This is a genomic window from Rufibacter sp. XAAS-G3-1, assembly GCF_013623775.1.
In the GTDB taxonomy this organism is placed as follows: Bacteria; Bacteroidota; Bacteroidia; order Cytophagales; family Hymenobacteraceae; genus Nibribacter.
In genome coordinates this window covers 41495-61579 of record NZ_JABFAM010000024.1, presented here as the reverse complement: position 1 = coordinate 61579, position 20085 = coordinate 41495, and the positions used below count along the sequence as shown (strand labels likewise).

At 40.4% G+C, this 20085-nt stretch carries 25 protein-coding genes; all 25 read left to right on the top strand.

Annotated features, from left to right (window positions below; translation table 11 throughout):
* The first annotated feature begins 236 nt into the window (after positions 1–236).
* The gene (locus tag HHO50_RS19980; RefSeq protein ID WP_181308851.1) at positions 237–842 is read left to right on the top strand and encodes a recombinase family protein; all 606 of its coding nucleotides are present in this window, start codon (positions 237–239) and stop codon (positions 840–842) included.
* A 36-nt stretch (positions 843–878) separates the two neighbouring features.
* Positions 879–2006: a hypothetical protein gene (locus HHO50_RS19975; protein ID WP_181308849.1), complete on the top strand. Its 1128-nt coding sequence runs from the start codon at positions 879–881 to the stop codon at positions 2004–2006.
* Between the two features lie 855 nt (positions 2007–2861).
* Entirely contained in the window at positions 2862–3812 is a 951-nt protein-coding gene (locus HHO50_RS19970; RefSeq protein ID WP_181308846.1) for an ArdC family protein, read from the top strand.
* Positions 3813–3871: 59 nt separating this feature from the next.
* Positions 3872–4057: a hypothetical protein gene (locus tag HHO50_RS19965; RefSeq protein ID WP_181308845.1), complete on the top strand. Its 186-nt coding sequence runs from the start codon at positions 3872–3874 to the stop codon at positions 4055–4057.
* A 12-nt stretch (positions 4058–4069) separates the two neighbouring features.
* Positions 4070–4615 carry a hypothetical protein gene (locus HHO50_RS19960; protein WP_181308843.1) on the top strand — a complete coding sequence of 182 codons (546 nt, stop codon included), beginning with the start codon at positions 4070–4072 and terminating at the stop codon, positions 4613–4615.
* Between the two features lie 304 nt (positions 4616–4919).
* Entirely contained in the window at positions 4920–5441 is a 522-nt protein-coding gene (locus tag HHO50_RS19955; RefSeq protein ID WP_255478836.1) for a JAB domain-containing protein, read from the top strand.
* 118 nt (positions 5442–5559) lie between these two features.
* Positions 5560–5760: a hypothetical protein gene (locus HHO50_RS19950; RefSeq protein ID WP_181308840.1), complete on the top strand. Its 201-nt coding sequence runs from the start codon at positions 5560–5562 to the stop codon at positions 5758–5760.
* Complete coding sequence (locus HHO50_RS19945; protein ID WP_181308838.1) at positions 5757–5999, top strand: hypothetical protein; 243 nt, start codon at positions 5757–5759, stop codon at positions 5997–5999. The genes HHO50_RS19950 and HHO50_RS19945 overlap by 4 nt, the downstream gene beginning before the upstream one ends.
* A gap of 198 nt (positions 6000–6197) precedes the next feature.
* Positions 6198–6485, top strand: a complete 288-nt coding sequence (locus tag HHO50_RS19940; RefSeq protein ID WP_181308836.1) for a hypothetical protein — start codon at positions 6198–6200, stop codon at positions 6483–6485.
* A 743-nt stretch (positions 6486–7228) separates the two neighbouring features.
* Positions 7229–7702, top strand: a complete 474-nt coding sequence (locus tag HHO50_RS19935) for a plasmid mobilization relaxosome protein MobC (protein ID WP_181308834.1) — start codon at positions 7229–7231, stop codon at positions 7700–7702.
* A gap of 48 nt (positions 7703–7750) precedes the next feature.
* Complete coding sequence (locus HHO50_RS19930) at positions 7751–9334, top strand: relaxase/mobilization nuclease domain-containing protein (RefSeq protein WP_181308832.1); 1584 nt, start codon at positions 7751–7753, stop codon at positions 9332–9334.
* 22 nt (positions 9335–9356) lie between these two features.
* On the top strand, positions 9357–9992 hold the full coding sequence (locus HHO50_RS19925; RefSeq protein ID WP_181308831.1) for a ParA family protein: 636 nt from the start codon (positions 9357–9359) through the stop codon (positions 9990–9992).
* Positions 9993–10134: 142 nt separating this feature from the next.
* Positions 10135–10623 carry a hypothetical protein gene (locus tag HHO50_RS19920; protein WP_181308830.1) on the top strand — a complete coding sequence of 163 codons (489 nt, stop codon included), beginning with the start codon at positions 10135–10137 and terminating at the stop codon, positions 10621–10623.
* Between the two features lie 74 nt (positions 10624–10697).
* Complete coding sequence (locus HHO50_RS19915; RefSeq protein ID WP_181308828.1) at positions 10698–11201, top strand: hypothetical protein; 504 nt, start codon at positions 10698–10700, stop codon at positions 11199–11201.
* Between the two features lie 54 nt (positions 11202–11255).
* Positions 11256–11558 carry a DUF4134 domain-containing protein gene (locus tag HHO50_RS19910; RefSeq protein WP_181308827.1) on the top strand — a complete coding sequence of 101 codons (303 nt, stop codon included), beginning with the start codon at positions 11256–11258 and terminating at the stop codon, positions 11556–11558.
* Entirely contained in the window at positions 11558–11857 is a 300-nt protein-coding gene (locus tag HHO50_RS19905; protein WP_181308826.1) for a DUF4133 domain-containing protein, read from the top strand. Before HHO50_RS19910 ends, HHO50_RS19905 begins: the two co-directional genes overlap by 1 nt.
* A gap of 43 nt (positions 11858–11900) precedes the next feature.
* A complete protein-coding gene (locus HHO50_RS19900) occupies positions 11901–14345 on the top strand; it encodes a TraG family conjugative transposon ATPase (RefSeq protein ID WP_181308824.1) in 2445 nt (814 codons plus the stop codon).
* A complete protein-coding gene (locus HHO50_RS19895; RefSeq protein ID WP_181308823.1) occupies positions 14320–14988 on the top strand; it encodes a plasmid transfer protein in 669 nt (222 codons plus the stop codon). The genes HHO50_RS19900 and HHO50_RS19895 overlap by 26 nt, the downstream gene beginning before the upstream one ends.
* A 6-nt stretch (positions 14989–14994) precedes the next feature.
* Positions 14995–15624, top strand: coding sequence for a hypothetical protein (locus tag HHO50_RS19890; protein WP_181308821.1), 630 nt, complete (start codon positions 14995–14997; stop codon positions 15622–15624).
* 3 nt (positions 15625–15627) lie between these two features.
* Positions 15628–16623, top strand: a complete 996-nt coding sequence (locus HHO50_RS19885) for a plasmid transfer protein (protein ID WP_181308819.1) — start codon at positions 15628–15630, stop codon at positions 16621–16623.
* 27 nt (positions 16624–16650) lie between these two features.
* Positions 16651–17259, top strand: coding sequence for a conjugative transposon protein TraK (gene traK, locus HHO50_RS19880; RefSeq protein WP_181308818.1), 609 nt, complete (start codon positions 16651–16653; stop codon positions 17257–17259).
* On the top strand, positions 17237–17623 hold the full coding sequence (locus tag HHO50_RS19875; RefSeq protein WP_181308816.1) for a hypothetical protein: 387 nt from the start codon (positions 17237–17239) through the stop codon (positions 17621–17623). Before traK ends, HHO50_RS19875 begins: the two co-directional genes overlap by 23 nt.
* Entirely contained in the window at positions 17610–18800 is a 1191-nt protein-coding gene (gene traM / locus HHO50_RS19870) for a conjugative transposon protein TraM (RefSeq protein WP_181308813.1), read from the top strand. Before HHO50_RS19875 ends, traM begins: the two co-directional genes overlap by 14 nt.
* 2 nt (positions 18801–18802) lie before the next feature.
* Positions 18803–19603 carry a conjugative transposon protein TraN gene (traN, locus tag HHO50_RS19865; protein ID WP_181308812.1) on the top strand — a complete coding sequence of 267 codons (801 nt, stop codon included), beginning with the start codon at positions 18803–18805 and terminating at the stop codon, positions 19601–19603.
* Positions 19600–20064: a hypothetical protein gene (locus HHO50_RS19860; RefSeq protein ID WP_181308810.1), complete on the top strand. Its 465-nt coding sequence runs from the start codon at positions 19600–19602 to the stop codon at positions 20062–20064. Before traN ends, HHO50_RS19860 begins: the two co-directional genes overlap by 4 nt.
* Positions 20065–20085: the final 21 nt, after the last annotated feature.

Sequence of the window (20085 nt, the reverse complement as noted above, 5' to 3'; positions counted from 1 at the left end):
TGCCTCCCATTGAGTATAAGAGTGCTTTTATGCTATAAAATAGGAGGATTCCTTATATGGGGAGCCTTCCTTGTTCCATATCACCTTTTATGTAAAGTATAAAATGTTCCAAGCTTGTGCTTTAAAGTGCTGCAAAGTAATTCTCAAATTGCTGCAAACAGCCTTTTATTTTTTAAAGTAACCATTTAATTAATCAAATTTTATATATTGTGTGAAAATTGAGTTTTTTAAAAAATATGGCAAAGATTGGTTACGCAAGGGTATCAACTATTGACCAGAAACTAGACAGGCAAATTGATGCCCTAGAGAAATACGGCTGTGAACAGATATTCCAGGAGAAAGTAACTGGCCGCAAGACTGAACGGCCACAGCTAGACCTAATGCTAAAAATGCTACGCAAGGGTGACCAGCTAGTGATTTACAAGTTGAACAGGTTAGGCAGAAATTTCAACCACTTGATTAAGTTAGTCGGGGAGCTAGAGGAAAGAGGAATTGATTTAGTCAGCCTCACAGATGCCATTGACACCAGTACAAGCATGGGCCGTTTTATCTTTCGGGTGTTTGCCTCGCTTTCCGAGCTACAGGCCGATTGGATAAGGGAGGACACGTACCCAGGCTTAGCCTCAGCAAGAGCCAGGGGGAAAAATGGGGGCCGCACCCCAGGTCTAACTGAGAAGGCCAAAAAGAAAGCCGCCAACGCTTCCAGACTGTACAAGGGAGGCAGCTCTATTCCTGATATTCAGGAGGCACTAGAGATACGCAGCACTGCTACAGTATATAAGTATCTTCGCTTAGAAGGGATTGAAATTAGTGGATGGAAACAGACCACCTCAAAAATGTAGAAGTTCCGACTTCACTAATAACTAATCAAAGCGAATATGAGCAACTTAGAAAACAATGATATACCAACTATAATTCAAGAGAATTATTATCTCAGTAGGATTGACAGGAGCATAGCTGACAATCTAAAATCTATTGAATCAAGCTTCTTCGATGATGCAGGCATAGTTAAAGATTTTATTGTTTTTATATCGAAAAGGCTCAAACATGATATATTCGGATTCAGCACTTTTACATTGAACCAGTTCTGTAAGGAAACCGGTAGAAACAAACAAACCCTGTGCGAGTTGCACCCTTTCTTTGTTAATAATAAGAAGGCAGTTCCACCTGTTTACAATGGGCACACATTTAAGACAGTTTTTGATTTTGCCCTGCTTAATATGATTCGCCATAACATTGTGTTTGATAAATCTTATACCTACAACAACAAAGGAGAAACAACGCACTTAACTAAGTTCTCGATACTTCAGGATATAAAGCTGAACCATGACCGTAACAGCGGCAGTGTTAAACTGTACGAAATCAGGTTAGCTCCTGAAGTGATAGAGGGTTTTCTTCAAAGGTACTATACTATAGATACGAAAGGCTATAGTAAGATTGGCAAAGGTAGAGGGGGTGATGGTAGAAAAAGCCTGTACGTGCTACTGGAAAAAACCAGGCATATTCTTCTTACTAAATTGATACCATCTACAAAGTTCACTGTTGATTATCTAGCAGGAATAGCGGGAATTGTAGTGGAAGAACCCAAGAATAGAAAAACATCTTTAAAGAGGGTGCTGGAGGCAATGAAGAATGTCGGAGAGCTCAACTTTACATACAAGTTCGTAAGAGGTGATGAAAGCCTGCGTTACCAGGAGGATTATTGGGTAGAACTTACATTCCACGATTTGACAGCCGAAACACAAGGAGACAATATTTTCTTCCTTAAACTAATGGAGGAGCTAACAGCAATCTTTACCAGCAAGTACCATAAAGTTGAAATCAAGGATGAAAAAGATCCCTTCCAACGGTGGATTACCAATAACTCCATTGATACAGATTTAAAGGTGAACGCTATCACAACCTGTTACTTTAGAGCCTATAACAAGGAGATAACTAACGGAGAAGCTAAAACAATGATACTGAACGGTAAACTATGGGAATGCATTGAAAGGAAAAGGCTGTAATTTACCAGTTAAACCGTTCAAGTATTGCAGCCAGCTAGTAAAACAAACTCCTAAACAGTTCATTCTGGCTCCTGATTTAGTGCTGCTGTAGTAGATATGGAATCAATTTTACCTGTTCTACCCGTTCAAGTATTGCAGCCGAAGTACTTTTGCAACCATTCATCCACCCAGGCCAAAGCGTTCAAGTATTGCAGCCGAAGTATTTTAAGGCCCAAATTCTTATTAAGAAGATAGGTTAAATGGGTTAAAAGCGTTCAAGTATTGCAGCTTTGCGCTCATCTATTGCAGCCCATCGTTCATCTATTGCAGCCAGAGGACCAAAAGCGTTCAAGTATTGCAACCCACCATTCAACTATTGCAGCTAGAGGGCTAAAAGCGTTCAAGTATTGCAGCCCACCATTCAACTGTTGCAGCCCAAGTAAGCCAGTGTTCAAGTATTGCAGCTAATGAGATACTAAATAATGAGCCTATAGCCCTTCTTGGCTATAGGCGTTCAAGTATTGCAGCCATATATATACTTATTTTATAGGTTCTATTATAGTTAGGAGGTCAAATTACCAGTATAGCTATGAAAGAAGAAAATCAAGATTAATCTTTCTTGAATTAGAAGATGGTTAGTGTTTCCTGAGTTAGTAAATATTTAGCAAGAGAAGCCCTGTAGAAGTCAAATCTACAGGGCTTCTCTTTTTATTAGCTGATAAAATAACCTCAACAAAGATTTTTTTACAAAAGGGAGAAAAAAGAGCCTGTTTTTGTGGGTAACTAAACATATATAAAACGTAATTTTTTAAGTACAAAACGTATATATTTATATAAGTAATCAGTTAATCATCCACACACAAAAAAAACAAGGCCATGAACGCACAGCAAAAATTCCAGCAGTTAGCAGAAACAGTAACAAACGAAATTATTGAAAAATTAGAGCAAGGCGTAGTTATCTGGCAAAAGCCTTGGGGAACCGCTGGTTTTGCTGGACTTCCTAAAAATTACAAAAGTGGCCGATGCTATGAAGGTTTTAACGCCTTTTATCTAAACTATGTAACAATAGAGAAAAACTACAGAACCCCCAACTTTATAACTTTCAACCAAGCCAAAGAATTAGGCGGTAATGTGAGAAAAGGAGAAAAAGGCACTCAGATACTGTTCTGGAAAATCTACGGCAATAAGGTAGGCGAGAAAACCACCAGTACAGGAGAAACGAAAGACGTTATTCAAAACAAGTTCGTGCCGTTCATCTGGACTGTTTTTAACATTGACCAGATAGAAGGCGTTGAGTTCAAATTTCCTGAAGTAAAGGAACGTACCGAAAACGAGATTATAGAGGCTTGTCAGTCAATTGTAGACAATTATCCTGTTCCTGCCCCTAGAATACAACACGGAGGCTCTGAAGCCTATTACGCTCCATTTAATGACAAAGTGCAGATGCCAGCAATTGGACACTTTGTAAATCCTCAATCCTACCATTCTGTTTTATTCCATGAGCTGATTCACAGCACAGGCCATGAGGTAAGATTAAACCGATTCACGCCAGAGGATAAAACCAGCCGTTTCGGTGATACTAACTATTCAAAAGAGGAATTAGTTGCAGAAATGGGAGCCAGTTTTTTAAATGCGCATACAGGCATAAAAGATGCAGTTATAGAAAATTCAGTTGCCTACTTGAAAGGATGGGCCAGCAAACTAAAGGATGATAAAACGATGATTATCTACGCCAGCACCAAGGCGTTCAAGGCAGCAAGCTTTATTCTAAACCTGAAGCCAGAGCCACAGGAGCAGGAGCAGGAAGCAGCACAGCAGGAAGCATAAAAGAACGGGGCCTGCTATCTGGCAGGCTCCTTTTTTCCAAACCTCAAAAATTTAGCCTTATGAAATTCAGCATTGATTTAGAACGCGACCAGCTAGAGAAAATAAAAACTTCCCTTGATTTAACGGCCAGCTATTGGAGAAAAGCAGCCGAGAATGAAAACGAAGAAAACCACAGAACCCGTTTTTTAGAGCTTCATTCTGAATACTCAGCTTTGCGGGATGAAATAAAAACTTTCCTTAAATAAATTCTTCAGCCGATGGAAACTCTTAATAGAAAATGGAGCGCAGCAGCCAAAGAAAGAAACCGCAGGAAAAGAGCAGCCAGAAGAATTTACTCTAAGTTTCCCCTTCTGGCTGTTCCCCTGATGCGGGATTTAGAAGAAGGAGGAAACGGTGGTTTTCGCTATCTTGATTATTCCTATACACAGTTAGAAATAGACCTGAAGAGAAAAACCGCCGCGAAGAAAAGGAAAGGCAAAAACCCCTCCCCTACTTTTAAACAGTACCTGCTTAAAAAATGGCAAGGTGAAATTTTCTGGCAGTTAAGACAGAATGAACTTGTCCAGAATTTAATAAGCAAATACTATCTTCTTTTAAACAGCCCAGGAAGATACGTAAAGTTTAAAGTTACTTTCAAATGCAATTCTTATACTTTCAATTTTCCTGACAATGCCAACGAGGAAACAGCCAAGGCAATGCTTGATTTTGTGAACCAGCAAATAAAAGTTTGCAGCGACTTTCCGGAACTGGAAAAGGAAATCAATAATTATAGGAAGCGCCATTTTTCTAGTTTCGGAAATTAGAAAACCAGATCTAGCGACCCGCCAAAAGGCGGGTTTTCTTTTTTGCCATCATTCTTCAGGCCAGGAACACAAAGGCCAGCGCAGAGCCAACGCCACTACTTAAATTTCTGATAGCAAAGTTTAACCAGGTTAAACAGAGGCCAGCTCAATTCTGATAGCAAAAGCAGTAAGACTTTTTACAAAAGGGGAAAAAAAGAGTCTGTTTTTGTGGATAATTAAATATATACAAAACGTAACTTTTTAACTATAAAACGTATATATTTATATAAGTAATCAGTTAATCATCCACACAAAAAACAAGGCCATGACAATTTACAACGTACAGTCCGAAACCTCAAACGTAAATGAAAATGCCAACCAGTTAAATAGCTTGCAGGAAATTCTAAAAGCAATTCCGCAAATAAAACTAAGCTATAAGCTGGACCAGCCAGCCAGCAGTTTAATGCGGGTTACCTGTTCGGCAGACGTAGAAAAGGCATTTAGGGCCAGTTGGGATGAAGATAATATAGAGTTTGTGGAAGAGTTCAAAGTAATGTTTCTGAACAGAGGAAACCGCATTTTAGGTATTTGCGAAATTTCAAAAGGCGGCTATTCTGGAACAGTGGCAGACCCTAAGCTGATTTTGTCAGCAGCACTTTTAACGGCTTGCAGCGGTATTATATTGGCTCATAACCACCCAAGTGGCCAGCTAAAGCCAAGTGCAGCAGATTTAACCCTAACCAACAAAATGAAGCAGGGAGCCGAATTGTTGGATATGGTTTTACTTGACCATTTAATTTTGACAAAGGAGGGGCATTATTCTTTTGCTGATGAAGGGGATGTTTAACCATCCCCCACAAACCCAATATAGCGACCGCCTACGGCGGGGGGTTAGTGGAATAAGTTAGTGGAATAAAAGTGTTTTCTATATGGTTTTTGTATATTTTTAAAGATATAACGTAGTTATGAAAGATAACCCAACTCAGCCTGAAATAGAATTTCATATTACTGCTAATGGCTATGATTTGAAAACAGGCAAATATTCAATTCCTGAGTGCTATGTAAAGGCAACAGGTTATATAGAGGCAGCACAGATTCTATCTGCTTTTTTAGATAGTGGTGCTCATGCAGACAGAGTTAATCTAGTAAAGGAGGAACAGCTATGAACATTTATGATTTTAGATTTTTGAACCAGGAGGAAAGGGCCGAATGTGTTTACACAGAAGGTACTTTTCTTGCAACGAATCCCGAAAGAGGAAATTTGTATTTTGTGGGCGATTTCTACGCAGAGGTTCTGTATGATGGTGACAGGAACGAGATAAAAGAAGTAACCTGCTTTAAGTCAACTAACAGGCTTGCCCCCTACCTTGAACACATTGCAATTTTAAAAAGCGTGAACCCGTAATGCTTGCACTTCTTATTTTTGTCTGGCTTATGATTCTCAGCCTTGGAGCTGTTCTGTTCTGGCTGAACGGCTTGAAAAAGGACTAGTTTTTTTTCCCTTTTGTTGGAAGGTAAAACTATTAGTACTTCTTTTTTATATACATTTTGTATATATTTACTAAGGACTAAATTTTTAACACGCTTTTCTATAATCTGATATATGGCTAACGGTGAATTAACAAACTTAAAATTTGAAAAGGCTAAACAAATGCTAGAAAGCGGCCTTATTCCTGATTTTCAGACAATTTTCAGTATAGCCCCCCCTACTAGTATTGCTACAGCTACTAAGATTCATAACCTCAGACTGAAGGCTAAAATTGAAGACCCTAGTTTATTTAAAATGCGAGAACTGATGGACATTGCAGCAGTTTTAAATATAGATGATACTTTGCTATTTAAATTGGCCCTTGATACTATAAAAAGTAACGATTCTGCTGAGCCAGCATAAAGGAGCAAGTACAAGTTTTCTTAATTACAGGAACCCGCTAAACAGTGGGTTTTTTTGTTTCTTTTCTCTAAGCTTGTTTAACTACTTATTCCCTATTACTTGTTGTGTAATATATAATATTAATTAAGTATTATATAATATGTATTACTTTTTACATATTAAGTAATAAGTATTACCTAATATGGATTACTTATTACTTATTACTTATTACTTATTACTTATTACTTATTACTTATTACTTATTACTTAATACATATTACTTAATACATATAATTTACTAAATATTACTTACTGCATATTATGTAATATATTTTAAATATTAAATATTATATAATACATAACATTTAATACCTATCACTTACTAGATTTTATGTAATACATATTATATAATACGTATTAGATACTATATAACATATATTGCTTATTATACAGAAACAGTTTATATAATACGTAATACGTATTATATAAACTGTTTCTGTATATTCGCTTATGACAAGTTTGGTCTTTTGGAAACTTGTCATAAGCCCAATCCTCACATGAGGTAGTAACTCTTATTTATGGCAGTAAATCGGTTTACCCCTGTTCCTGTAAAAGCTGCACAAAACCAAAAAGGGGGCAAAGTGTAGGTTCGGGATTTGGTTTGCAAGAAGTGTTTTTGTCTGACAAAAACCTCTTGCCCTTAGCTTCTCGCTCCGCTTTGAAGCCAAGGGGTAAATTATTCGCGACTCATAATTTTGGAATAAATGGAAAGTGAAAAGACGGAAGGGAAACCAAAAGGAGGCAGGCCAAAGAGTGAAAAAAAGGAATGGAACCCCAAAGGAGGTAGGCCCAAGAAGGAGGCCAAAGAGAAAAAAGATTTCCGAATAACCCTAAGATTCACAGATGATGAATTCAAAGAGTTGGAGAAAAGGCTAAAGGATTCTGGCTATGATGAAATGAGTACCTATGCCAGATTGAAACTTCTATCAACAGAAAGTAACGCGGTGCATAACCCCAGACCCTTACTTTTAGCTATCAGTAAGCTAAATAGTGAGATACATAAAGTAGGTGTTAATATCAATCAGATTGCTAAGTATGTGAATTACCTAGATAGAAATAAAATGATTGACCCTAAGCTTTTGGGTGATTACAACACTCATTTTAAAAGGATGATGGATTTACAAAGTGAATTTTTACTAGCAATAAGAACTTACTTGCGTTCCAACAAGAAGAAGTAAGTAAGGATTTTTAATATTTAAGATTCGTTTTCTGCTTAATCAAAGGTTATGGTTGTAAAGATTCTTTCTAATTCTGCCAGTTTTAACGGGGTTGGTTACAATGAAGAGAAGGTCGATAGAGGTTCTGCCGAGCTGGTATCAATTAAGAACTTCGGTATTTATGAGGGGCTTTCTGGTGTAACTGTTCAGGACTACAAAGAATACCTAACCCAATATTCCAACGGTTCCGATGAAAAGGCCAGTAGGGTAAAAAATCCGCAGTTTCATGCGGTGATTTCTTGCGAGGGGAGAGAGTACGATACCAAACAGCTTACAGAGATAGCAGAGCAGTACCTAGATGAAATGGGTTATGGGGGTAACCCATTCCTAATTTACTTTCATTCGGACACGGCCAATAACCATGTGCATATAGTTTCCAGCCGAGTTAACGACCAGGGAAAGAAGATTAACGATTCTTTTGAGGGCAGACGTTCCCAGGCAGTGATTCAGAAAATTCTAGGTGCTGATTTGGCCTATGAGGTAAAGAGCCATGTAGATAAGGCCATGCGCTATAATTTCTCTTCCGAAGCCCAATTCAAGATGCTACTGGAAGCGCAGGGAGTAACGGTAAAGATGAAGGATGATTCATACAAATTCATTAAAAATGATACGGTGCTTCACCAAGAGGCCAAAACAAAGGTGGGGGCGAAAATAGAGCAGTACAAGGAGCCAGAAAAAAGGGCGAAGCAGCTTGCTCATATTTTCCAGAAGTACAAGCCAGCATTAGGGTTAGAGGAATTCTCTGATTTAATGAAAAGCAATTTTGGGGTAGAGCTGGTATTTCACAAGGCCCAGGGCAAAGACACACCTTATGGCTATACCATAGTTGACCACGCAAAAAAACAGGTGTTCAAGGGTTCGCAGGTGATGAAGCTTGCGGCTTTGCTTTCAGCAATACCGAGAGCTGATAGACTAAAGGCAGGGGGGGAGCTGATTACTCTTCTGGCTCAGGATGAAAAGCTAGGCTACAGGAATTTTAAAGGCCAGCTTTCAAAATTGGGATTTGACCTTGATAGTAAAGGAGAAATCAAGCTGAAGGGGGAGGAACAGGTAAGCTTCAGTATTTCCAAAGACCGCATGAAGCAGGTCCATTATAGCGACAGGTTTTCAGAGGCGCAGAAATTCAGGTTTTCAAGCAAAACCGAATCAGAGATAATTGCCAAGATTTTCTCAGTCAATAAGCACGATTTAGAGCCGCTTGATTATGGCCACTACGATACAGAGCATTCCAGAGAGCAGGAGCGGCAAATTATTTCAGACAAGCTAAATAGCCTGCTTGATGCTGGAAAGGATTTAGGGGAAATCGCTAAAGACAATAACTACTCCTATGCCAAGAAGGAGGGGGAAGCCTACCTAGTGGACAAAGGCGGGTATGCCATTTACAATATGGCATACCTTACAGACAAAGAGCTGGATTACAGCAAAGCCAAAGTTCACGACCTGGACAGGGAGTATTCACCCCATGAACACCAAGAGTTGGAGCAGAGTAGCGGAGGCTTCAGCCAGATGCTTGATATAGTAGAGTATATGCTACAGGCCAATTCAAGGGGAACTGAAGCTGACAACAAGCGGAAGCGGAAAATTAACCAATAATAGAAAACCAAACTTTTAATTTATGAACATACTAATTGCAAACCAAAAAGGAGGGGTAGGGAAGTCTACCATTACAACACTACTGGCAAATTATCTTGTGCTGGAAAAGAAGGAACAAATCCTGGTGATAGACCTTGATTTCCAGGACACGGTTTACCAGCGTTGGACGCGCAATAAAGAGGAGTATAAAAATGAGCCTCTTTATGAAGTAATGAAAATGGATATTGATGAATATGCCACTTATGCAAAAGGCATTGAGGAAATGAAATCAGATGCTCATTTGATTATGGATATGCCAGGAAGGTTAGACGATGATAAAATACTAGAAATCATCAAAGGGGCAGACCTAATCATTTGCCCTATAAATTATGAGCAATCAATATTTGAATCTACTTTCTTCTTTGCTGAAGTAGTTAAGGCAGTGGCGGCAAAGGCCAAGCTTGTTTTCCTGCCTACAAGGGTAATGAGCAGCATTAAATACGAAACAGAGCAATCCGTGATTGAGGCTCTGAGGCCTTTCGGAGAAGTGGCCCCAAAGATACCAGAAAGGGTTGCCCTGATGCGGATTGACTCATTTAGTATAAGCAGTGAAGCTATGCAGCTTATCAAAGGGCCGTTCGACTTCATATACCAGTCTATAACCCAACAGCCTGTTTGATTTGTGTATATACATTAATTAAGTAATCTTTATAAACATACCATATTTTGGATAGTAATATTACCTAAAAATTATTTTTCAAAATTTTGGTATATTTATTTTGTATTGATTTGTTTTTAATCTTATTAAAAGTATTTTTGTAATGGATGAACATAAAGAACCTAAAAGCTCTAAGAGTCTTTTAGCACAATTAAAGAATAAGCAGCAGCCAGTAGATAAACCTGCAGAGACTCCTTCAGATTCAAAGCAAGTAATAGCAGAACCTGAAACGCCACATGACACTACCCCAGGGGAGCCTAACCAAGTTGCTGAGCCAGCTCAACCAGCTCAGGAGGTAACAAAGGCAAAACCTACCAGGAAAAAACAGGCAACCGAACATGGTACGGTTGATGAATTTCCTTCTTTCACAGAGTTACATAAAATATTAAAGTCCGAAAAGGAATTTTTCACATTTAATAAGAGAACAGTCTACATTGACGATGACATTGCTGATGTGCTAGATTTATTAAGAAAGAAAGAAAAAATTAACTCTAACCTCTTAACAAGCTTTTTGCTTCAGCAATTCTTCATAAAAAATAAAGGATTGATTCAAGAATTGAGAGATAGGAAAGAAAACAGGTTCCTAGATTGAAAGATGTTCTTAGAGTGAAAGAGGTTCCTAGAGTGAAACAGTAATAATTTTATAGCCTTTTAAATTATTTCTTTATGGAGTGGGGTACTTTTTTCACCGTTGTTGTAACACTTTATCTAGTGTATTATGGATTCGTTTTTCTGCTGGATTTACTGACCAAAGGGAGGCCAGTAAGACTTTCAGGGGAAGGAATAGAGTACAATATGAGTAATCTGCTGGATGAAGAGGAAGTTTCCCAAGTTTTGGGTTCAAAGGCTTTTGAAGAACCTACAGTTACCGCCTATAATACACAAGCGCAGGCAGAAGAGGAATACCCCGAAGATTCAGAAGAGGAATACCCCGAAGAGGAATACCTCGAAGATTCAGAAGGGGAATATGCTGAGGAAGAGGAATATACCGATGAAGAGCTAGAGCCTGAAGAAGTAGTAAAAATGACTGTGATAGAAGAGCCAAAACCTGAAGAAGTAGTAGAAATGGCCGTGATGGGAGAGCCAATGCAGCCGAACAACTATCTTAAAATGATACGTGAACAGGCAATGCAGAATGCCCTTTCAACATCAAAAACCATTTTCAGCTAATAATTTTAATTCACTTTTACCTCTAACATTTTTCAATTCAAATCTTTCATTATTATGAAAAAGAAACTTTTATTATTCGCCCTCGCAGTAGTTGCAACTGCTTCAAACACATTTGCCCAGGGAGGCGGCGCAGGTGGTATTGATGCGGGAGCATCGGAACTAACTACTTACATTGACCCAATCGGAAATCTGATTTTAGTAATCGGGGCCATTGTCGGTTTAGTTGGAGGTATAAGGGTTTACATCAAATGGAATTCAGGTGACCAGGACGTGCAGAAGGCCATTATGGGCTGGATGGGTTCTTGCGTGTTCCTGATGGTCGTAGGAGTAATCATCAAGGCATTCTTCGGGGTGTAATGAAAGATTCCACTGACGGATACAATGTATATAGGGGGCTTCAAAAGCCCCTTATATTCAAATCCTTTAAGGGAAAATTTATTTATTGGGCAATGGGTTCTGTACTGGCTGCTTTCGTCGTAGGAATTTTGGTTTCTACGCTCGTTAAGCCAATTGCTGGTGTGGCTGCAATGATAGTCATTAGCTTAGGGGGGTTGCTCTTTACCAACCAGAAGCAGAAAAAGGGCTTACACAAGAAAAAAATATCACTAGGGACGTTCGTTGTTTCTCCAAAATTCAAACGCTCTTCCAAAGGTTAAGCTCCTTTTTCCCGCTGCTTCACTTTTTTTAATTTTCCAAGGTATGAAAGCAAAAGAATTTCGCAAGCCATTTATTGGCATAAAAGCCTATGCCTATGATATTCTGTTCCATGAGAAAAGCGACCATTCGGTAATAATAAAAATCAAGAATCCTGTACTTCAGTATTCAGCGGACATAGACGCTTACAGCGATTTTCATTATGTGATGGGTAACATTATAAAAATTCTAGGTTCTGGCTATACTCTTCAGAAACTAGATATTCTTGCGCTAAAGAAATTCAAAGGCAAAGAATCAGCGGATTACCTGGACCAAAAATACAACGAGAATTTTGAGGGCAGGGAGTACAGGGATATTAACACCTTCCTGACAATAACCAGGAATGTTAAACGCTCCAAATTCTTCACCTACGATGAAAAAGATTTTAAATCATTTGAGCGAAATGTAACAAAAGTTATTTCCCTGCTGGAAAGTAAATCATTCACCCCGCAGCCACTAAAGGAAAAGGAAATTACCAACCTGCTAAACAGGTTTGTGGCTTTCAACTTCTCAGATGCAACTTATACGCTCAACAACTTCTCAGCATCCGAGGAAAGCCTTAAAATCGGGAAACGCACAGTGAAGAGTATTTCACTGATTGACATAGACGAAATTGATTTTCCAGCAACCTTAAAGCCGCACGTTGAGGTGAATCTAGGTTTCTCCCTTCCAGTAGACTTGATGCACTTTTTGCACCACGTACCAGGAACAGACTGTATTGCCTACAACCAGACAATACAGATACCAGACCAGCGCCTAGAAATGGCTAAGCTTGCTGCTAAAAGAAAGCGCCACGTTTCCATGCCCGACCCTGCCAACGATTTAGCGGTAGAGGACATTGACAAGGTGATGGCTGATATTGCCAAGGATAACCAGTTGCTGGTACTTACCCACTTCAACATTATCATAGGCGCAGACGAGCAGGTAATTGACAGGGCCACGAACTACATAGAGAGCAGTCTGTTTTCCTTTGGTATAATACCATCTAAAAACGCATTCAACCAGCTAGAGCTGTTCAGGGCGGCCATCCCAGGCAACCAGGAAGAGTTGCAGCACTATGATAAGTTCCAGACTACTTCCGATGCAGCTATTTGCATGATGTTCAAGGAAAGTCTGCTTCAGGACGAGGTTTCTAACTTCCAGGTTTTTTTTTGTGACAGGCAAGGCATACCAGTAGCCATTGACCCAAGCGATATGCCAATAGAAACCCAGCGGATAAACAACAGAAACAAGTTTATCCTTGGGCCTTCAGGCAGTGGGAAGTCTTTTTTCACCAACCACCTTTTCAGGCAGTATGCCACGCAGAACACAGATATTATTCTGGTAGACACAGGCCACAGCTATTACGGAATCTGCAAATATTACGGGGGCCGCTACATTACCTACAGCGAGGAAAGACCTATCACAATGAACCCTTTCAGAATCGGAAGGGAGGAATACAACGAAGAGAAAAGGGAGTTCCTTAAGTCGCTGCTTTTTGTCTGCTGGAAAGGTACAGATGGGCAGGTGACACAAATTGAGGATAGCGTACTTTCCTCAGTAATCACTTCTTACTATGACTACTTTTTTACCAAAGTAAACGATACCCATTACCTTTCTTTCAACACCTTCTACGAATATTCGATTGACAAAATAGTAGAGATAACCCAAGCGGAAGCCATAGATTTTGACATTAAGAGCTACCGCTACATACTTAAAAAATTCTACAGAGGGGGAGATTATGCGGCTATCCTAAATAACCAGATGGATTCTACCCTTTTCAATGAAAAGTTTATAGTGTTCGAGATTGATGCCATCAAAGAACACAAGATACTTTTCCCAATTACCACCATCATTATAATGGACGTGTTTTTACAGAAAATGCGCCATAAGAAGAACCGCAAGGCCCTCATTATTGAAGAGGCATGGAAAGCGATTGCCTCACCTTTGATGGCAGGCTATATCCTGTATGTGTACAAGACAGTGCGGAAGTTTTGGGGTGAAGCAGTGGTAGTAACCCAGGAGCTTGATGATATTATAGGCAATGCAGTTGTGAAGAATTCCATCATAAACAACTCAGACACTATCTGCCTACTTGACCAGACCAAGTTCAAAGACAATTTCGGGGAAATAGCCAATCTCCTTTCCCTAAATGAAGTGGAGCAGAAAAAGATTTTCACCATTAACAACCTAACCAACAAAGAGGGGAGGGGCAAATTCAAGGAGGTTTACATTAAAAGAGGCTCAAAAGGCGAGGTCTACGGGGTAGAGGTTTCGATGCACGAATACCTAACATTCACCACCGAGCGGAAAGAGAAAGATGCCCTACAGGTCTACATTGACAAGTACCAGGACTACAGGGTAGCCCTTGACACATTTGTAGAGGATTTGCAAAAATCTGGAATGAAGCTTTTAGAATTTTCAAACTTAATTAATAAAAGAAGCCATGAAAAAATTTCTATGCTTAGTTAACCTGTTTGCGCTCCTGGCAACAGGGGCAAATGCCCAGCAGTTGGTTTTTGACCCTGCCGTACTGTCTGCCCTAGTGATAAACCACGAAGCGCAGCAGACAGTCCTAAAGGATATAAAACAAAGCGAGGGGGAGATTTCAAGCCTTCAGACTACCATAGCCTTTAAGATGGCTCAGATTCAGGAACTGGAATCTAAAATGTACAACTCCCTGAAAACGGTGCAGTCCATAGTAGGCCAGGGAAAGAACATCATCTACGCCTCAACAATAGCAAACGACATAGGGAAATACCAATCCCAAATGATAGACATAGCCAGGGGTGACCCTGAGCTGATGTTGATTGCCGCTAAAACCGAGCTTGCCCTAATCAACCGAACCGCAGACCTTTTTACTTATATCTATCAGGTTGCAGTCATAGGAACAGATATGAACCTGATGAACAATGCAGACCGATTGGCCCTTATTCGGCACGTTGTGGACGAGTTGCGGATTATGAGGGGATTGGCCTACTCAATTACCAGAAGAATGAGAACAGCAAAATATGCTGGCTTATGGAAGTCAATGTACCCAGGGCGAAAATACCCCAACCATAGCGGAGCTATTATTAATTCACTTCTGGACGAGTACAAAACAATGAAAAAATAAGAAGCCATGAAAACTAGAGCCTGTTTTGCCTTTCTATCAATTGCGCTCCTTCTTCCATTGGCCGAATCAAAAGCCCAGGTAACGCCAGTGGAAAGCAGGAATACAAAAAAGCAGCTAGAAAGAGAGGTTTTTGTAAGATGGAATAGAAGAGATTTTGACCCACGCTGGTACTTTATTCTATTCCACAATAGCTACAGAAGAGGCGAGGACAGAAGAAATATGCTTCAGCTTGCCCCAACGCTGGCATTTATAAAAGTAAATGAGGCAAAGGCCGAGGAACAGAAAGATGACGTGGATATAGTCTACGAGCAGGAAATGTTCAAGATGGCAGACCGCAGCCTGAATAAAAGCTATTACCTGCTTTATGAGAAAAAAATAAAAACGCTCAATACGGAGATTGATTTGGCCAATGCCGAGGCCATAGATACAGGGGTAGCAGTAGAACACATTCTGGCTCTGATGCAGGAAAAAGAAAGAATCAACGCAGATATAGATATAGCCAAAGATTCTTACATGGACGATGCCCTAAAGACAAAAGTGTTCAGAGTTTGCCTAGAGGATTTATCAAAGCTAAGGGGCTATTACCGCAGATTAATAAGCATCTATAAAACGAGCAACAAACACATTAAATACTAAAAGATGCGTGAATTAATAGACAAAGCGATTTTTGACCTCTTCCAAGGGCTGTTCCTGAGCATAACGGATTTAACAGGTGAATTTCTTGCAGATGCCCAGGCAATAGCTGCAATAGCCATGCTCCTATATTTTGCAATGCAGGCTTACGGTATGATGGCAGGGGATGAAACGCTAAGGATAATGCCCCTTTTGCGGCCATTCGCCTTGACTCTTATAATCGTACTTTGGAGCCCTTTTATTGAGGTTATAAATTTTCCACTTCAGGTTGTGAACGATTCTTCCAGGGCAATGTACGAAGGCCAAATAGACCAAGTGGAAGATATGCACGTGGAGCGGATGGCTTTAATTGATAGCGTGGCTAGGAAAATGTCAGATACCGTCGCAGATGCAGAGCAGGTAAACGGGGAGGCAACAGACAAAGCATGGTATGAGCAGATAGGGATAGACTTAGACCCATTGATTAATAAAATGAAGGGCTATTACCTGATGATTACGGCCAGGATAAATTTTGCCATGATGCGGCTGTTAGAGTTTATTGTCATAACGATTTTCCAAGTCTGTACTTACATCATATTCTTTCTTCAGATAATCTTTGCGGCAATACTCGTCATTTTGGGGCCTTTCAGTTTTGCCCTCAGCATTCTCCCAGGCTTCAGGGAATCTTATTTGACGTGGATAGGAAGGTATATCTCAGTAGGGCTATACTCCACGATTGGCTTTATAATTATGTCAATTTCATTTGTGCTGGTGAAATATGGCCTGCAACGGGAAATAGATATTCTCAGGGCTGTACTGGCAGACGAAGACCTGTTCATAGTGTACGTTTCCTCTTCTTCAGGTAACATAAGCTTTTTCATAGTGGCGCTGATAATAGGGGCATTGGCCATGCTTACAATTCCAGTAATCTCAACTTGGATTATCAACACCTCTGGCATAGGTCAGGCAATCGGTTCGATGGTAGGCGGCGGCATGAAAGCAGGCAGGAGCTTAGGGAAATAAACAATCCATATTCTAACCTAAAGGACAATGATAAATAAAATTGAAGATAAGATAAAACTGGCATTCGCCATAAGTGTAGGCAGCTTCATTACCTCACTTGTGGTTGTAGTGATAGTTTGCGTTTTCGCCTACTCCCTGATTAATGAGCAGCGCAAAAACCTGTATGTGATAGACCACAACGTGCCCGTACTGGTGCAGCAGACACAGCTAGGAACCAACAGGGAGGTAGAAATGGAGGCCCACGTTAACCTATACCACATGCTGTTTTTCACGCTTCCACCAGATGATGCCTATATAAAGAACAACCTTACAAAAGCCATGTACTTGGTGGATGAAACAGGTTTGGCCCAATACAACAACCTGAAGGAAAAAGGCTACTACAACTCTATTCTAGCCAGTTCTGCCCTTCTGACCATTCAGACAGACAGCGTACAGGTTGATTCCGAAAAGCGGTTCAGGTACTACGCCAAACAGCGCATTGAGCGCGAAACCTCAATCCTTACAAGGCAGCTTGTTACGGAAGGGGTTTTGCAGGACGTGCCACGCACTCAGAATAACCCACACGGCCTAATTATAAAAGGCTGGAGAACGGTGCTAAATAAAGATATAGAGAATGTGGAAAAGAAGAGATTTTAAGGAAGTGGTAGGGCAGTACTCTTCCAAAAAGGAAAAGGTAAAGCTGTACGCCAAGGACAACCCCAGGAAGGTGATAGCGGCAATGTTCCTCATTCTTCTGATTTCGGTTACAGCACTGCTTATAAGCAGGCTCTTTAACAGGAAGGGTTACGGTGCATCCATAGACAGGATTTTTTCAGAAGTGGACAGCGGCAACCAGCAAGTGCAACTGAGAAAGAAATCTACTACCGCTGAACTAGTGGAGTTGTACCAATTGAAAGGTAAGCTGAACCATATAAATCCCGACAGCATAATGACGAAAGACAGCCTGCTACTTAGGGAAATTGAATCCGACCTAAATAACATCATAGATGAAAAAGATTAATTTCAAACAGCCTAAATATGTGATTCCTGCAATCGTTCTCCCTTTTGCCTTTCTGTTCAATTACCTGTATCTGGACATGACCAAACCAGCGAGGGCCCAGGGCAAACAAATAACTCTGAACCAAAGCGAGGGAATCTTAACTGAACTGCCTGATGCTAACCTGAAGAAGCGCAAAATAAATGACAAATTCGGGGCTTCGGTTGAACAAAACAAGTACCGCACCGATGCCTCAGCAATCAGGGAGCTAGACCAGAACAGGGGAAATACAGCAGATTACGGCAGTGTTTACACCCCTGAAGAAAGGCGTATGCTGGATAGCATGAATGCGGCCATCCTTACTGATAAACCGCAAGGTGATTTTATGGCGAGGGTGAACACAAGGCAGCAGCAAGACCGCAGCCGCTACGTAGCTTCTTCACCAGCGGCCACTTCCAGACCAGCCCGACCAATCAAAGAAGAATCTGCCTATGAAAAGGAAATGCGTTTGTTCAAAGCGCAGATGAAATACATAGACAGTTTGGACAGGGCAGGAAGGGAACCCTCACCACAGAGCAGGCAAATGCTGGAAAAGGCAAGCCAGGCCATGAGCCAGCAGCAGCAGCCAAAGGTAGAAGAGGTAGAGCCTGAGGCAGTAAGGAAAAGCGCCAACCCCAATATTTCCTATTTCAACACCGTTACAGATGCCAAAACAGAGCAATTTATCAAAGCCATTCTGGATGAAGGCTTAACTGTCAGGGATGGGGGCAGAATAAGAATTCGGTTACTGGATGACATTTTCGTAAGCGATTTTGAAATTAAAAAAGGCAGCTATCTTTTTGGCATAGTAACAGGATTCACAGGCCAGAGGGTAGAAATCAGCATTAGCTCCCTTCTGTACGGCAACCAGATTATACCAGTGAACCTGAGCATTTATGACAACGATGGTATGTCAGGGCTATACGTTCCAGCTTCACAGTTCAGGGATTTTACCAAAGAGCTTGCCGCCCGAACCACACAAGGCCAATCCATGAGTTTTGAGCAAGACCCTTCCAATCAAAACGAAATGATGTTCAAAATGATGGACAGGATGGTTCAGACAACCACTAGGGCAGCGGGTAAAGCTTTCAAGGAGAATAAGGCAAAGCTGAAGTATAACACCACAGTTTATTTGATTGATAATAAAGCCAAAAGGAAATAATTATGAAAAAGTTACTTACTCTGTTTGTGCTCATGGCTGCAAACCTTACAGCCTTCAGCCAAACCAGCGATACCAGGAATGTTAAGGTTATTTATGTAAATGAGTTAGTCACTACCCATATAGTAAGCCCTGAGCCAATAAAGTATGTGGATATTTCCACAGATGATATTGCAGGAGACATACCAGTGGACAATATTTTCAGAATCAAACCGAAAAAGGCCAACCCTAAAACTGGAATGGTTACCATAGTAGGGGAGCGGTTTATGGTTCAGTACAAGTTACTCTATACTGAGAGCGCAACGGCCAATTACGAGGTACGGATTGACCCGACACAGGTAGACGAGTTTCTGAATCCCAGTGTTTCGATGAGCCTGCTGGATATGGATAAATTCAGCATGATGGCAGTACAGAATAAGCCAAGGGTAAATGCAGTTTCCACCAGAAACCAGAAAATGAGCATTACCCTGAATAACATTTATACCATTGGCGATTATTTCTTTGTCGATGTTTCCATGAGAAACGAAACCAACATCAAATATGAAATTGACCAAATCAAGTTCAAAATAGAGGATAAGAAAGTAGTAAAGGCAACTAACTTTCAGCAGATAGAAATAGAGCCAGTGCGACAGCTCTACAATATAAAAAGCTTTCAGAAAAAGTACAGAAACGTTTTTGTGTTCAAACGATTTACTTTCCCTGATGAAAAGGTTTTCAATATAGAAATAGCGGAAAGCCAGATTTCGGGCCGCACTATTTCCCTGAAAATTGATTACTCAGACGTTCTAAATGCTGATACCCTATGAAAAGATTAGCTTTTTTCTCCCTTTTGTTACTCTCAATTTTCTACGAAGCAAAAGCCCAGGAAGGATATACCAGACTAAGTTTGTCAGCAGGAATAATGCACAAGGAAGCCTACACAGGAACAGTTGCCTTGGAGTTCGGCAAAAGCTACCTTAAATATTTAGAAGTGTTTGCTGATGCCTATAAATCCCAAGTTACCAACACTGAGAACTATTTAGGGGGGGTGGCCTTTAAGCCAAATATTACCAGGGCAACCAACAGATACCTAAATTTTCGGGTAGGGGCAGGCGTAGGCTCCAATACAAATAATGTTATAGCGGGCTTGCAAGCAGGATTTGAGGCAGGGTATATTTTTAAAAATAACATCGTCCTGATGCTTCACCAAAAGAACGAAGGCATTATAGGTGCTAAGGACCACCCACTAAGAACAGGACTGCTTTTTGGTTTTAAATTTCCTCTTTAAAAAATGATAGCATAAAGCCAG